This window comes from Arthrobacter sp. zg.Y820, from assembly GCF_030125555.1.
GTDB lineage: Bacteria > Actinomycetota > Actinomycetes > Actinomycetales > Micrococcaceae > Arthrobacter_B.
Window position 1 is genome coordinate 370,829 of sequence record NZ_JASKLX010000006.1, and the last position, 14,365, is coordinate 385,193.

General features: G+C 66.7%; 12 protein-coding genes. 5 read left to right on the forward strand and 7 right to left on the reverse strand.

Features of this window, described 5'->3' with window-relative positions; genetic code table 11:
• The first annotated feature begins 38 nt into the window (after positions 1-38).
• The 3 genes from coaE to QNN99_RS06930 all read left to right on the forward strand — a co-directional run bounded on the left by coaE (position 39) and on the right by QNN99_RS06930 (position 4,256).
• The gene (gene coaE / locus QNN99_RS06920; RefSeq protein WP_229965697.1) at positions 39-659 is read left to right on the forward strand and encodes a dephospho-CoA kinase; all 621 of its coding nucleotides are present in this window, start codon (positions 39-41) and stop codon (positions 657-659) included.
• 82 nt (positions 660-741) lie between these two features.
• Positions 742-2,832, forward strand: a complete 2,091-nt coding sequence (gene uvrB / locus QNN99_RS06925) for an excinuclease ABC subunit UvrB (protein ID WP_229965698.1) — start codon at positions 742-744, stop codon at positions 2,830-2,832.
• A 227-nt stretch (positions 2,833-3,059) separates the two neighbouring features.
• Complete coding sequence (locus QNN99_RS06930; RefSeq protein ID WP_229965699.1) at positions 3,060-4,256, forward strand: TerC family protein; 1,197 nt, start codon at positions 3,060-3,062, stop codon at positions 4,254-4,256.
• Between the two features lie 105 nt (positions 4,257-4,361).
• Here the strand turns inward: QNN99_RS06930 and QNN99_RS06935 are convergent, their stop codons facing one another.
• On the reverse strand, positions 4,362-5,138 hold the full coding sequence (locus QNN99_RS06935) for an SDR family NAD(P)-dependent oxidoreductase (protein WP_229965700.1): 777 nt from the start codon (positions 5,136-5,138) through the stop codon (positions 4,362-4,364).
• Between the two features lie 189 nt (positions 5,139-5,327).
• Here QNN99_RS06935 and QNN99_RS06940 point away from each other — a divergent pair, with 189 nt between their 5' ends.
• Complete coding sequence (locus tag QNN99_RS06940; protein ID WP_229965701.1) at positions 5,328-5,897, forward strand: TetR family transcriptional regulator; 570 nt, start codon at positions 5,328-5,330, stop codon at positions 5,895-5,897.
• On the opposite strand, the gene QNN99_RS06945 is transcribed toward QNN99_RS06940, so the two are convergent.
• From QNN99_RS06945 to QNN99_RS06960, 4 genes are all read right to left on the reverse strand, one after another.
• Positions 5,886-7,235, reverse strand: coding sequence for an alpha/beta fold hydrolase (locus QNN99_RS06945; RefSeq protein WP_229965702.1), 1,350 nt, complete (start codon positions 7,233-7,235; stop codon positions 5,886-5,888). The genes QNN99_RS06940 and QNN99_RS06945 overlap by 12 nt on opposite strands.
• Positions 7,232-7,732, reverse strand: coding sequence for a GNAT family N-acetyltransferase (locus tag QNN99_RS06950; protein WP_229965703.1), 501 nt, complete (start codon positions 7,730-7,732; stop codon positions 7,232-7,234). Before QNN99_RS06950 ends, QNN99_RS06945 begins: the two co-directional genes overlap by 4 nt.
• A 10-nt stretch (positions 7,733-7,742) precedes the next feature.
• A complete protein-coding gene (locus QNN99_RS06955) occupies positions 7,743-10,283 on the reverse strand; it encodes a DEAD/DEAH box helicase (protein ID WP_229965704.1) in 2,541 nt (846 codons plus the stop codon).
• Positions 10,284-10,366: 83 nt separating this feature from the next.
• Positions 10,367-11,203 carry an SDR family NAD(P)-dependent oxidoreductase gene (locus QNN99_RS06960; protein ID WP_229965705.1) on the reverse strand — a complete coding sequence of 279 codons (837 nt, stop codon included), beginning with the start codon at positions 11,201-11,203 and terminating at the stop codon, positions 10,367-10,369.
• A gap of 132 nt (positions 11,204-11,335) precedes the next feature.
• Between QNN99_RS06960 and QNN99_RS06965 the strand changes: the two genes are divergently transcribed.
• A complete protein-coding gene (locus QNN99_RS06965) occupies positions 11,336-12,115 on the forward strand; it encodes a trans-aconitate 2-methyltransferase (RefSeq protein WP_229965706.1) in 780 nt (259 codons plus the stop codon).
• Here the strand turns inward: QNN99_RS06965 and QNN99_RS06970 are convergent.
• Positions 12,112-13,494: an APC family permease gene (locus tag QNN99_RS06970; RefSeq protein ID WP_229965707.1), complete on the reverse strand. Its 1,383-nt coding sequence runs from the start codon at positions 13,492-13,494 to the stop codon at positions 12,112-12,114. The genes QNN99_RS06965 and QNN99_RS06970 overlap by 4 nt on opposite strands.
• An 88-nt stretch (positions 13,495-13,582) precedes the next feature.
• A complete protein-coding gene (locus tag QNN99_RS06975) occupies positions 13,583-14,221 on the reverse strand; it encodes an MBL fold metallo-hydrolase (RefSeq protein WP_229965708.1) in 639 nt (212 codons plus the stop codon).
• Between the last annotated feature and the right edge of the window lie 144 nt (positions 14,222-14,365).

Sequence of the window (14,365 nt, forward strand, 5' to 3'; positions counted from 1 at the left end):
GTCCGCTCCGGGCGCCGGCACACGGTAGCCTTGGGCGCATGCTGAGAGTAGGACTGACCGGCGGGATCGCCGCCGGAAAATCGCTGGCCGCCCGCACCCTGCAGGACCTGGGAGCGCTGGTGATCGATTCCGATGCCCTGGCCCGGGAAGTGGTGGAGCCGGGCACCGAGGGGCTCACCGCCGTCGTCGACGCCTTCGGGCCCGGAATGCTCGACGGCGAGGGCCGGCTGGATCGCCCGGCGCTGGCCGCCGTGGTGTTTTCCGACGCGGACAAGCGGGAAATCCTCAACGGAATCGTTCATCCGCGGGTCCGGGCGCGCGCGGCGGAACTGGAGCGGCAGGCCGCGCCGGAGACGATCGTGGTGCATGACATCCCGCTGCTGGTGGAAACCGGCCAGCACCGCAGCTTCGACTTCGTGCTCGTCATCGACGCGCCCGAGCAGGAGCGGATCCGCCGGATGGCTGCGGACCGCGGCATGAGCGAAGAGGCGGCCCGGGCGCGGATCGCCGCGCAGGCGGGCGCCGCCGAACGCGCCGCTGCGGCCGACGTCGTGCTCGTGAATGCGGGCAGGGCCGGGGAGCTGGTGGGCGCGGTGCGGGAACTGTGGCGCAGCCGGCTGGTCCCGCTGAACGAGGCCCTGCTGCGGACCGGAAAATGACGGCCGGCGCCGCTGTTCAGCCCTCAGCTAACCGGGCGCGCTGCGGACACGTCCTGACCGCAGCGCGGAGTAGCGTTTAAGCATGAGTCTTGCGCAGGACATCAAGAGAGTCGTCGCCCCCTTCGAAGTAATCAGCGATTACTCACCCGCGGGCGACCAGCCCACAGCCATCAAGGAACTCGCCGAACGCATCAACGCCGGCGAAAAGGACGTGGTCCTCCTCGGTGCCACCGGTACCGGTAAGAGTGCGACGGCGGCCTGGCTGGTGGAGCAGGTCCAGCGGCCCACGCTGGTGATGGTGCAGAACAAAACCCTCGCCGCACAGCTGGCCAACGAGTTCCGCGAGCTGCTGCCCAACAACGCGGTGGAGTACTTCGTTTCGTACTACGACTACTACCAGCCCGAGGCCTACGTTCCGCAGACCGACACCTTCATCGAAAAGGACTCCTCGGTCAACGAAGAGGTGGAGCGGCTGCGCCACTCAGCCACCAACGCGCTGCTGACGCGCCGCGACGTGATCGTGGTCGCCACCGTGTCCTGCATCTACGGTCTGGGTACCCCGGAAGAATACATCGAGGGCATGGTGACCCTGCGCCGGGGCCAGCAGATGAACCGTGACGACCTGTTGCGCAAGTTTGTGTCCATGCAGTACGCCCGCAACGACATGGACTTCCACCGCGGCACCTTCCGGGTCCGCGGCGACACCGTGGAGATCATCCCGATGTACGAGGAAAACGCGCTGCGGATCGAGTTCTTCGGCGACGAGGTCGAGAACATTTACACCCTGCATCCGCTCACCGGCGACGTGATCCGCGAGGAAGAGGAGATGTACGTCTTTCCGGCTTCGCACTACGTGGCCGGCGAGGACCGGATGCACCGGGCCATCCGCCAGATCGAGGATGAACTGCAGGTCCGGCTGGCAGAGCTGGAATCCCAGAACAAGCTGGTCGAGGCGCAGCGGTTGCGGATGCGCACCACCTACGACCTGGAAATGATGCAGCAGATGGGCTTCTGCAACGGCATCGAGAACTACTCCCGGCACATCGACGGCCGCGGCCCGGGCACCGCTCCGCACTGCCTGCTGGACTACTTCCCCGACGACTTCCTGCTGGTGGTTGACGAATCCCACGTCACCATTCCGCAGATCGGCGCCATGTACGAGGGGGACATGTCGCGCAAGCGCACCCTGGTGGACCACGGCTTCCGGCTGCCCTCGGCGATGGACAACCGGCCGCTGAAATGGGACGAGTTCCTGGAGCGGATCGGCCAGACCGTGTACATGTCCGCCACGCCGGGCAAGTACGAGCTGTCCAAATCGGACGGCTACGTGGAGCAGATCATCCGCCCCACCGGTCTCGTGGATCCGCAGGTGATCGTCAAGCCCAGCAAGGGCCAGATCGACGATCTGCTGGGGGAGATCCGGACCCGGACCGAGCGCAACGAACGCGTGCTGGTGACCACGCTGACCAAGCGGATGGCCGAGGACCTGACCGGCTACCTGCTGGAGCACGGCGTCAAGGTGGAATACCTGCACTCCGACGTCGATACGCTGCGCCGGGTGGAGCTGCTGCGCGAGCTGCGGATGGGCACCTTCGACGTGCTGGTGGGCATCAACCTGCTCCGCGAGGGCCTGGACCTGCCCGAGGTGTCGCTGGTGTCGATCCTCGACGCCGACAAGGAAGGCTTCCTGCGCTCCTCCACCTCGCTGATCCAGACCATCGGCCGTGCCGCCCGCAACGTCTCCGGCGAGGTGCACATGTACGCGGACCGGATCACCGACTCGATGGCAAAGGCCATCGACGAGACCAACCGGCGCCGCGCCATCCAGGTGGCGTACAACAAGGACCACGGCGTGGATCCGCAGCCGCTGCGCAAGAAGATTGCCGACATCACCGATTCCCTCGCCCGGGAAGACGCCGACACCAAGGCGCTGCTGGCCGAGGCGGCGGAGAAGAAGAACCGCAAGACCGCGGGCAAGGGCAAGGGCGGCATCCGCAAGGACGGCCTCGCCGCTGCTCCGGCGGAGGACCTGGCGGGACTCATTGCGTCGATGACGGAGCAGATGCACGCCGCCGCCGCCGAACTGCAGTTCGAACTGGCCGCCCGGCTGCGTGATGAAGTCGGTGACTTGAAGAAGGAACTGCGGCAGATGCAGAACGCCGGGCACGCGTAGGGGCTTTTCCTCCGCTAGAAGGGCTTTCTGTCCGGAAGGGCTTTCTCTCCGCGAGCGCGCGCTGCGATAGACTTCTTGGCAGCGCAGGGGAGTATCCGCCCGCGCTGTATCCGTCAGCACGCGGGGCATCGTCGTCCCGCCGGGTGCAGCGGGCAGCCGTTCGAACGTCGCGTTCGCGGATGCCGGAGAGACTTGCGTTCACTCCCGCGCCCGAAAGGTCCCCCTACATGCCCGAATTACCCGTGGTCTTTGAGGTCGGCACATTTGTCGTCCTCGGACTCGTCCTGCTTTTCGACCTGCTCCTTGTCGTTAAGCGTCCGCACGAGCCGTCAATGAAGGAAGCCGGCCTGTGGGTCGGCTTCTATGTCGGGCTTGCCCTGGCCTTCGCCGGTGCCATGTTCGTGTTCACCGGACCGGAGTACGGCAGCCAGTTTGTGGCCGGCTGGGTCACCGAATACAGCCTGAGCATCGACAACCTGTTTGTCTTCATCATCATCATGGCCCGCTTCTCGGTACCGCGTAAGTACCAGCAGGAAGTGCTGATGTTCGGCATCATCATCGCGCTGATCCTGCGCGGCATCTTCATCATCATCGGCGCCGCCGTGATCGAGAACTTCAGCTGGGTGTTCTTCATCTTCGGCGCCTTCCTGCTGTGGACTGCCTACAAGCAGGCCACTGACAACGGTGAAGACGAAGAAGAGGGCAGCGACAACAAGCTGATCGGCAAGCTGCGCCGCGTCCTGCCCATGACCGACAAGTTCGACCAGGGCAAAATCCGCACGGTGGTGGACGGCAAGAAGGTCTTCACCCCGATGCTGATCGTCTTCATCACCATCGGCGTTACCGACCTGATGTTCGCTGTGGACTCCATTCCGGCCATCTTCGGCCTGACCCAGAGCGCCTTCATCGTCTTCACCGCCAACATCTTCGCCCTGATGGGCCTGCGCCAGCTCTACTTCCTGCTGGGCGGCCTGATGGATCGCCTGATCTACCTCAAGCACGGCCTGTCGGTCATCCTGGCGTTCATCGGCGTGAAGCTGATCCTGCACGCCCTGCACGTCAACGAGCTGCCGTTCATCAACGGCGGCGAACATGTCGCCTGGGCTCCGGAGATCCCGACCTTCGTCTCCCTCGCCGTCATCCTCGGCACCATCGTGATCGCCACCGTTGCCTCGCTGCTCAGCCCGAAGGCCAAGGCCGTCCAGGCCGTGGCGTCGCTGGAAAACGCACTGAAGGTGTACCGGAACCTCGGGGAAGACGCCCCGCACGAGGAACGGGTGGAAGCCTACGACAAGGTCACCAAGTCCTACCAGGCAGCCACCACCGTTGCCAAGGACCGCGACGACGTGAAGCTTCCGGAAGTCACTGATGAGGCCCGGGCACACTTCCTGGCCAACGACCCAAGGTCACAGCGCGGGCAGTAATACCGAGCAATAGCAACACCAAGCAGCAACACCCGTAAACGAGAGCAGGTCCCCGGCAAATGCCGGGGACCTGCTCTCGTTAATACCTCGGTGGAGGCGGAAGCCTTAGATGGCGCTCCATCCGGCGTCGGACGCCAGGATCACACCGTTGACATTGGTGCCGTCCTTGCTGAGCAGGAACGTGATCGAGGCGGCGAGCTGCTCGGCGGTGGCCTGGCCGGGCACCATCGACATCAGCGGCTGGATGCGTGCGGCACCCATCTCGGATTCCCACTTGGCCTCGATGTTGGTGATGGTGGCACCGGGGGCCACGGCGTTCACGCGGATACCCTTCTGGCCGTACATCACGGCTGAGCTCTTGGTAAGCCCGACGACGGCGTGCTTGGACGCCGTGTAGGCGGCACCGGCGGCGGAGCCGCGCAGGCCGGCCTCGGAGGTGATGTTGACGACGGAGCCGGAGCCCTGCGCCAGCATCAGCGGCAGGACAGCGCGGCTCAGGCGCATCGTGGCCGTGACGTTGACCGCGAACACCAGGTCCCAGAGCTTGTCCTGGACCTCATGCACCGGTGCGAAGTTGTCCATGATGCCGGCAACGTTGGCCAAACCGTCAACGCGGTCACCGGCGGCCTCAACGATCTTGGCGACCGACTCTTCCTTGGTGATGTCACCGACAACCGGAACGATGTCCAGTGACGGGTTCTCGGACACGAGGGCGTCCAGGCGTTCGGAGCTCATGTCGGCGGCGATGACGCGGCCGCCTTCCTTGGCCACGCGCAGTGCGGTGGCGAGGCCGATGCCCGAACCGGCACCGGTCACAATAACGGTCTGGCCCGAGAAACGGCCTTCGGTGATGGATTCCTGCCAGGATGCTGCAGCGTTCAAAGGGTCCTCCAAAGAAGTAAATAACTGATCTTCCGATATTATGACACTTTGTGTCTTAATTGAAGCTGGGAGGCACCAATGGATGACGGCAAAACTTCGGAAACCCTAAACACGGAATCCGAAAAGTCGAAAATACGGGGCGGGCAGGGCAGCACCGCCGGAAGAGGCGTGCGCGCTGCAGGCCGCCCGGTGAGTATTGACCCGGACAGAATCGCCGCCGTCGCGCTGGAATTGTTTGCCGAGCACGGCTACGAAGGAGCGTCCATGGAGGACATCGCCCGGGCGGCGGGGATCGGACGCAAGAGCCTTTACCGGTACTTCTCCTCAAAGTCCGCCCTGGTCTGGGGCGGAACCGAACCGGTGCAGCAGGCCATCGCGGCCGGGCTGCGGACTGCGGCGGTGCCGGCGGAAGCCGCCGGCGGGAGCATCTCGGAACCCGGGATACGCGCGGCATTGATCATGGCTGTCGCCCAGGGAGCGAAGGTGCTGCCGGACCTGGCAGTGACGCGCGGCCGCCTGCGGCTGATCAGCAGCCACCCTGAGCTGGCCGCCGAGGCCTACCGCTATCTGGGACAGAAGGGATCTGCCCTGACGGCATATCTGGAGGCCGCGGGTTTGCCGGCTCCGCGTGCGGCACTGACCGCAGCGGCCATGGGCGCTGCCATGGTCACGGCGTGGATCCAGTGGGCCAACTCGGAGGAACCGGACCCGGCACCTTACCTGGCCGCAGCAGTGGACGTGGTGCGGTTAGGCGCCTGAGGCGGCCGCTGCCTCCGCTGCCTCCTGGTGCTCCGGCTCGCCCCGCACCATGGCCAGGAGCCGGTTAAAGATGCCCTCGCCGTCGTCGGCGATGCCGTCGTGGTGGAAGTCCGGGCTTTCCCAGACCCGCAGCCCGCGCACGGCAGCTGCCGTCTCCAGGGACAGGTCCCGGTCAACGTAAATGTCGTCGCTGTAAACGGCGGCTGCCACCGGGACCGTGTTCCGGGCCAGCTGCGCCGGATCGTACAGCGCGGGCCAGTCCTTCCTGGCGGCGAGCAATTCGGCGGTGTCCTTCAGCGGCACCAGTGCCGGATCCTCGTCGAAGTACCAGGGGTAGACCATCTCCCCGGTGTAGAGCGGTTCCTCCGCGTCGGGCCGGAACTCCGGAAAGTCTTCGAGAACCCGTTCCGCCGCCCAGTCCGTGGCCTTCCCCTGGCCGTAGATGGACTCATGGAGCAGTGCGTACAGCGGGTTGGCGGCGCGGCTGACCAGCCCGTGGACCGTTTCCAGGAAGGTGTCGGAGAGGCGGTCGCCGTCGGGCGTTGAAACGAACGCTTCCTCCAGCAAATGGTGCAGGCCGTCCATGCGGGTGTTCCCGCCCAGATAGGAGCCTGCCATCTGGAAGCGCTGCACGCTCAGCCGTTCCCCGGAGGGCAGGAACTCCGGGACGTCCTTCAGATGCCGGGCGATCCGGGTGGTAATGGTCCGGTCCTGCGGATACTTGGCGAAGTATTCGGCGTTGCGGGCGGCAACCCGCCGGAAGGTCGCGCGGTACACCCGGTCCGCCGGGCCGGTCAGCGGGGCCAGGCCGCCGGTGATGAGCGATTCGCGCAGCCCGTGCGGAGCGAAGGACAGGTAGGTCAGGGTGCAGAAGCCGCCGTAGCTCTGTCCGTAGGTGGTCCACGGGGCGGAGCCGAGGGCCTCCCGGATCAGTTCGGCATCGGCCACGATGGAGTCGGCCCGGAAATGCGCCAGGAACTCGGCCTGGGCGGCGGCATTCCCCCGCACAGCCAGGGTCTGCCGGGTGAGCGGCGTGGAGAGCCCGGTGCCGCGCTGGTCCAGCATCAGGAGGCGGAAGCGGGAGGAAGCGGCCTTGGTCCAGCCGCCGAACTGCAGCAGCCGCGGCCCCTTGCCGCCGGGACCGCCCTGCAGGTACAGCAGCCAGGGCAGCCGCTCCGCCTCGGCCTGCGGCAGCTCGGCGTCGGTGTATTCCCGGGCAAAGACGGTGATGGTTTCACCGTCCGGGTCCGCGTGGTCCAGCGGCACCGTGAAGCGGTGGTCGGTGACCCGCATGCCGCGGACCGTGCAGGACGCCGAGGCCGTGTGCGGCGCGCTCATGCGGAGGTGTCCGCGGCCGCTGTTCCGGAGGCGCCGAAGGTCTCCAGGGGACCGCCGGTCAGCCGGAAGGTGGTCCAGTCGTCCTGCGGGACGGCGCCCAGGGACTTGTAGAAGCGGATGGACGGCTCATTCCAGTTGAGGACGCACCATTCCACCCGGGCATAACCGCGCTCCACGGCGATCTCGGCCAGCGTGCGCAGCAGCGCCTTGCCGCAGCCCTTGCCCCGGGTCTCCGGCCTGACGTAGAGATCCTCCAGATAGATCCCGTGCGTGCCCTCCCAGGTGGAGTAGTTCAGGAACCAGAGCGCGAACCCCTGAACTGCCCCCTGCTCCACGGCGACGTGGGCGAAGATGGCCGGGTTGTCCCCGAACAGGTTCCGTTCCAGGGCCTCGGCGGTGTTTTTCACCGCGTGCGGCTCTTTCTCGTAAATCGCGAGGTCGTGAACGAGCTCGAGGATTACGGGGACGTCTTCTCTGCGGGCGGGGCGTATTTCCATGCTGCCCAGCCTAATCGAGGCGGCCGGCGTGGATCACCTTGATGACGGGGTAGCCGGCCTCGTCCGAGGCCGCCAGGTCGACCTCTGCGTTGATGCCCCAGTCCAGGTGGTTGGCCGGGTCCTTGAAGATCTGCCGGACCTCCCACTTTCCGGGCAGCTCCTTGATGATCAGCAGGTTCGGCCCGCGGCCGTCGGGGCCGTCATCGATGTCTTCGTGCTCGGCGAAGTAGGCATCCAGCACGTCGGCCCAGCGGTCGGCATCCCAGCCGGCGGCGCCGTCGAGCTCGCCCAGGGCGCGGTCGTCCTCATCGGCAAAGAGCTTCACCCGGGAGAACATTTCGTTGCGGACCATGACGCGGAAGGCGCGGACATTGGCGGTGAGCTTATCCGGCACCGGCGGCAGCACCGGTTCGTCGGTGGCGTCGGGATTGATGCCGTTGGTCAGTTCTTCCCATTCGTCCAGCAGCGAGGAGTCGGTCTGGCGGACCAATTCACCGAGCCATTCGATGATGTCCTCGAGGTCTTCCCGCAGCCGCTCCGGGGGAACCGTGTGCAGCAGGGCCTTGTAGGTGTCAGAGAGGTAGCGCAGCAGCACGCCCTCGGACCGGGCCAGCGAGTAGAACTGGACGTATTCGCCGAAGCTCATGGCCCGCTCGTACATGTCCCGGACAATTGACTTGGGGCTCAGCTCAAACTCGCCCAGCCAGGGGGCGCCGGAGCGGTACACCTCGAAGGACTGGTGCAGCAGCTCAGCCAGCGGCTGCGGATAGGTGACTTCTTCGAGCAGGGCCATCCGCTCGTCGTACTCGATGCCCTGGGATTTCATGGCCGCGATGGCCTCGCCGCGCGCCTTCTTCTCCTGCGCGGAGAGGACCTGTCGCGGCTTTTCCATGATCGCCTCGATCACCGACACCACGTCCAGGGCGTAGGAGGGGCTCTCCGGGTCCAGGATCTCCAGGGACGCCATCGCGAACGGAGACAGCGGCTGGTTCAGGGCGAAGTTCGGCTGCAGGTGCACCTTGAGGCGGACGGTCCGGCCGTCGACGTCGGGCTCGGGCAGGACTTCCACGATGCCCGCGGTCTTGAGCTCCCGGTAGATGCCCAGCGCCTTCTTCATCAGCGCCAGCTGCGAGGACCGGCTCTCATGGTTGTGGGTGAGCAGCTTCTTGGTTGCGGCGAACGGGTCGCCCGGACGCTCCAGCAGGTTCAGCAGCATGGAGTGGGTGATGTTGAAGCTGGAGGTCAGCGGCTCCGGGGTGCCGTCGACCAGCTTTTCGAAGGTGGGCTTGCCCCAGGACACAAAGCCGGCCTGCGGCTTCTTCTTCACCACCTGGCGCAGCTTCTTCTGGTCGTCGCCGAACTTCGCGTGGGCCTTGGCCATGGCCTTGACGTTTTCGATCACGTGTTCCGGTGCCTGCACGACGACGGTGCCCGCCGTGTCGTAGCCGGCGCGTCCGGCGCGTCCGGCGATCTGGTGGAACTCGCGGACCTTCAGCGGGCGGGTGCGGGTGCCGTCGTACTTGGACAGGGCGGTGATCAGCACGGTGCGGATCGGCACGTTGATGCCCACGCCCAGGGTGTCGGTGCCGCAGATGACCTTCAGCAGGCCGGCCTGGGCCAGCTGCTCCACGAGGCGGCGGTACTTGGGCAGCATGCCGGCGTGGTGCACGCCGATGCCGTGCCGGACCAGCCGGTTCAGGGTCTTGCCGAAGCCGGGGGCAAAGCGGAAGCCGGCGATCAGCTCGCCGATTTTATCCTTCTCCTCGCGGGTGCAGACGTTGATGCTCATCAGCGCCTGGGCCCGGTCGATGGCCTCGATCTGGGAAAAGTGCACCACGTAGACCGGCACCTGCTTGGTGGCCAGCAGCTCCTCGAGGGATTCCTGGACCGGGGTCTCCACGTAGTAGTAGTGCAGGGGGATGGGCCGTGACACCGAGGAGACGGTGACGGTGTCCCGGTTGGTGAGTTCGCTGAGCTCGTTGGCGATCCGGGTCATGTCGCCGAGGGTTGCGGACATCAGCAGGAACTGGGCCTGCGGCAGCTCCAGCAGTGGAACCTGCCAGGCCCAGCCGCGCTGCGGGTCGGAGTAGAAGTGGAACTCGTCCATGATGACGGTGCCCAGGTCCGCGTCGGCGCCTTCGCGCAGGGCGATGTTGGCCAGGATCTCCGCGGTGCAGCAGATGATCGGGGCGTCCTTGTTCACGGAGGAGTCGCCGGTGACCATGCCGACGTTCTCGGCGCCGAAGATCTCGCAGAGCGCGAAGAACTTTTCCGAGACCAGGGCCTTGATGGGCGCCGTGTAGTAGCTGCGCTCGTCGTGCGCCATGGCGTAGAAGTGCGCGGCGATGGCCACCATGGACTTGCCCGAGCCGGTGGGGGTGGCGAGGATGACGTTGTTGCCGGTCACCAGCTCCATCACCGCTTCATCCTGTGCCGGGTACAGCGACATGCCCCGGCTCTCGACCCATTCCAGGAAGGACGTGTACGTCTCATCGGGGTCGATGGTGCGGGTGTTGGCGGGGCCGGAAGGAAGCTGTTCAAGAAGTTTCATGTCCCTACCAGACTATCGGGCCGCGCCGGGCGCTCGGGACGGCACGTTTCCCGCCCTGTCTGTTCCGGATCCTTCACCGGTCCTCAGCGCGGGTTGCCGGGTGTGTCCGGGGGCGGCAGCTGTCCGTAGTCCTGCTGCCTGCGCCGGAGCACGGTTGCAACCTGCTCAGCGGCGTCCTCGCCGATGAGGAGCCGGAGGCGTCCGTCGTCGGGATGGTGCACATAGCGGATCACGGCGGCAGCCGCCTCGGACGGGCTGGTGCCGCCGCCGGTGGCTCCGGGCTCCACGGGCCAGGGAACCGCGGAGGTCCCGAACAGCGAGCGCCGGAGGTCGTCATAGGCAGCGACCGGTTTGCTGAACCGCATGCTGCCCGTGGCCCAGCCGGTGTCGAGGCCGCCGGGCTCAACGATGGTGACGCGGATTCCGAACGGCGCGACCTCAGCGGCGAGAGCCTCGCTGAAACCCTCGAGGCCCCATTTGCTGGCGTTGTAGAGGCCGAGGGTGGGCATGGCGCCCACGGCTCCGACGGTGGAGATCTGCACAATGTGCCCGGCCCCCTGTCTGCGCATTGTGCGCACCGCGGCTTGGGAGAGCCACAGCGCCCCGAGCAGGTTGGTGTCCAGTATGGCCCGGGCGTCCTCTTCGCCGACCTCTTCGACGGCTCCAACCAGACCGTAGCCGGCGTTGTTGATGAGAACATCCAGCCGCCCCGTCCGCCGGACGGCGTGCTCAACGGCGAAGTTGGCCTTGGTCCGGTCCCGCACATCGAGTCGCTGTACCAGCAGCCGGTCGTGGGGTTGGAGGGAATGGTCGCCCCGCACGGCAGCGACGACTGTGTGGCCGGCCGCAAGCGCCTGCTCGGCCAGCGCCAGGCCGAGGCCCCGGCCCGCTCCCGTGATGAACCACGTCTGCCTCACCATGTCTGCACCACCATGGACAGGATTCAACCACGGCCCGCGCCGCACCGGCACTGCCCGGCCCGGGCATGCGGGCATGACCCCGGATGAACGCGGCCAGCTGCACGCGCCGCTGACGCTGCTAGGCTCGGCGGCATGAAATGGGATCCCCGGAAATACACACAGTTCTCCTCGCACCGCGACCGCCCCTTTTTTGATCTCACTGCCCGCATCGCCGCCGACAACCCCCGACGGGTGGTCGACCTGGGCTGCGGGCCGGGAACCCTGACGGCGGCGCTCGCCGCCCGCTGGCCCGAAGCGCACGTCACCGGCGTCGATTCCTCCCAGGCGATGGTGGAGCAGGCCAGGGCAATGGAGCGCGCGCCGGGAAACCTGGACTTCGTGCAGGCCGGCATCGAGGAATGGGAGCCGCAGCCCGGTACCGACGTGGTGGTCTCCAATGCAGCCCTGCAGTGGGTGCCCGGCCATCAGGAGCTGATGCGCCGCTGGGCCAAGCGGCTCGACGGCGGCGCCTGGCTGGCGGTGCAGGTTCCGGGCAACTTCGGAGCACCCTCGCATGCCCTGATGCGTGACCTGGCGGCGAGCGCCCCGTGGTCGGCCCGGCTGGACGGAGTGCTGCGGCATGCCGATGCCGTGGACGAGCCGGACAACTATCTGGGCCTGCTGACCGAGGCCGGCTTCGAGGCCGACGTCTGGGAGACCACCTACTCGCAGGTCCTGCACGGCAGGGATCCGGTGTTGGAGTGGGTGCGCGGGACTGCACTGCGCCCGATCATGGACGCCCTGGATCCGGAGGCCTTCGCCCGGTTTGAAGCCGAATATGCGGCCCTGCTGCGCGCGGCATACCCGGAGCGCTCCTGGGGTACCGTTTTTCCGTTCCGCCGCATCTTCATGGTCGGGCAGAAAACGGCCTAAGGCCGCCCGGACGGATGCCGGCGGGCCGCCCGCATCAGCGGCGTGCTCAGGTTGTCGATCTGCCGGTTGGCGGAGGCCCGGGTTCCCCGGCCGCCGCGGTCGTAATGCCGGGTCAAGTACAGCACCCCGCCGACGGCGGTCAGCAGGACTCCGGTAAGCAGGGCGGCAGGGTCCAGTGAGGGCAGCTGGCTGGCGGCCGCCAGGACCGCAAGGACGGGAATTGCAGGACCCCACGGCAGCCTCGCACCCTCTCCCGGCCATTTCCGGAAACCGAGGACGGCCGCGGCAATGCTCACCACGATCATGGCAATGATGGCCGCCACGTTGGCGACGGACACGACGAAGGTGGTGTCGTTGAGCAGCACCAGCAGCACGGTGATTATTCCCAGCAACAGCACGCTCACATACGGGTGCCCCTTGCGGGTGTGCCGGCCCAGCGCCGGCGGCACATCGCCGCGCGCCACCATGCGCAGGATCACTTCGGAGGCGCCGAGCACATTGGCGTTGGCTCCGGACAGGGTGGAGAGGCAGGCTGCCAGGGCCACCAGCACTCCACCCCATGGGCCCATGACAATCTCGGCGGCCTGGGAGACGCCGGTTGCCGTGAACGTGGTGATTCCGCTGGCGATCATGGCCAGGACCGTGCCCAGGTAAATGGCTCCCGAGACCAGGATGGTGAGCAGGATGGCACGGGGAACCGTTTTGCGCGGGTTTTTGACCGAGCCGGCCATGTTGGTAATGACGTTGAACCCGGTGTAGGCAGTGAACAGCAGGGCGGCGGCAGAGAACACTCCGCCGGTTCCGTGGGGCAGCGGCCGGGCCAGGTCGTCCGGGCGCAGCTCGGTGAGGCCCCACACGGCAAAAAGCAGCAGCAGGGCCAGCTTGATCCCCACCACCCAGGTTTCCGCCCTCGCCACCACCGCCGTCGGGCCCAGATTCAGCAGCGTGACCAGCGCGGTGGCTGCCAGGGCCAGCACCAGTGTGCCGGCGGCCGGCAGGAAATAACCTCTCAGATACTCGCCGAAGGAGGTCACCAGGTACGCGATGATCGTGGCACCGTTGAGATAGAACGCCCACATCACGACGAACCGCCAGAGCGGACTCAGGATGGTGCCGATGGGCCCGTAGCCCGATTCGCCGTCTTCCGCCCGCGTGCACACCACAATGAATGACAGGGCGCACAGGGACATGACCAGGCCCGCAATGATGTAGCTCAGCACGGCCCCGGGGCCGGCCAGGTTTACGGCGGTGCCGGAGAGGGTGAAAACGCCGCCGCCCACCGTCGTGCCCACGCCGAAGGCCACGCAGGCCACAAGGCCGATCTGCGGTTTCTGCGGGGATGCCGGGGTGGACGACGACGAGGACGGTGATTTTGCCACGGCTGCACGCTCTCATCCGGTTCGGCGGTTCCTAGGAGCCTAGAGGCGCTGCGAGGAGCCGGTCAACGGAACAGGGCAATCGGGACCGCTACCAGCCGCGTTGCTTCCACTCCGGCAGGTGCGGGCGCTCGGCGCCGAGGGTGGTGCCGGCACCGTGTCCCGGGTGCACCACCGTGTCATCAGGAAGGTATTCGAACACACGTTCTAATACGTCGGCATAGAGGGAAGCGAAGCGCTCCGGATCCTTCTGGGTGTTGCCCAGCCCGCCGGGAAAGAGCGAATCCCCGGTAAACAGGTGCGCCGGACCGCTCGGATCGCGGTACAGCAGGGCCACGGATCCCGGGGTGTGCCCTCGAAGCTTGATGGCTTCCAGTTCGAAACCGTCGAAGCGGCCGATGTCTCCGTGTTCCAGCGGCACGTCGGTGCGCACCATGATGTCCGGAATGTCCTCGCTGCCGGCGGCGGTCCGGGCTCCGGTGGCCTGCACGGCGGCGGCAAGCGCCCGGACATGGTCCCAGTGGCTGTGCGTGGTGATGATCAGCTCCACCTTCGCGGGAACAGCGGCATCGGCGGCTGCTTCGTCCAGCAGCTCCCTGATCGCGGGCAAGTCATCGGCGGCATCAATGAGCACCTGCGCCCCGGTGTCCTTGGCGGTGATGACGTAGACATTGTTGTCCATGTCGCCCACGGACCGGCTGCGAATGGTGACGTTCTCCAAATCAATCATGGCGCCAGTCTAGTTCCGGCCCGCTCGCCGGCAACTGTGCGGGAGAGGGCGGGCTGCCCGCGCTGCCTGCTCCTCGTCCTGCGCTCGCGGCTTGCGCTCCCCGCTCGCCGGGGCTCGCTCCATCCACCTGCGCTCGCGGCTTGC

Excerpts from the sequence above, each read along its gene's own strand:
- QNN99_RS06965 (WP_229965706.1), top strand. The coding sequence starts at position 11,336 with ATGAAATGGGATCCCCGGAAATACACACAGTTCTCCTCGCACCGCGAC.
- uvrB (WP_229965698.1), top strand. The coding sequence starts at position 742 with ATGAGTCTTGCGCAGGACATCAAGAGAGTCGTCGCCCCCTTCGAAGTA.
- QNN99_RS06955 (WP_229965704.1), bottom strand. The coding sequence starts at position 10,283 with ATGAAACTTCTTGAACAGCTTCCTTCCGGCCCCGCCAACACCCGCACC.
- QNN99_RS06945 (WP_229965702.1), bottom strand. The coding sequence starts at position 7,235 with ATGAGCGCGCCGCACACGGCCTCGGCGTCCTGCACGGTCCGCGGCATG.
- QNN99_RS06930 (WP_229965699.1), top strand. The coding sequence starts at position 3,060 with ATGCCCGAATTACCCGTGGTCTTTGAGGTCGGCACATTTGTCGTCCTC.
- QNN99_RS06960 (WP_229965705.1), bottom strand. The coding sequence starts at position 11,203 with ATGGTGAGGCAGACGTGGTTCATCACGGGAGCGGGCCGGGGCCTCGGC.
- QNN99_RS06975 (WP_229965708.1), bottom strand. The coding sequence starts at position 14,221 with ATGATTGATTTGGAGAACGTCACCATTCGCAGCCGGTCCGTGGGCGAC.
- QNN99_RS06950 (WP_229965703.1), bottom strand. The coding sequence starts at position 7,732 with ATGGAAATACGCCCCGCCCGCAGAGAAGACGTCCCCGTAATCCTCGAG.
- coaE (WP_229965697.1), top strand. The coding sequence starts at position 39 with ATGCTGAGAGTAGGACTGACCGGCGGGATCGCCGCCGGAAAATCGCTG.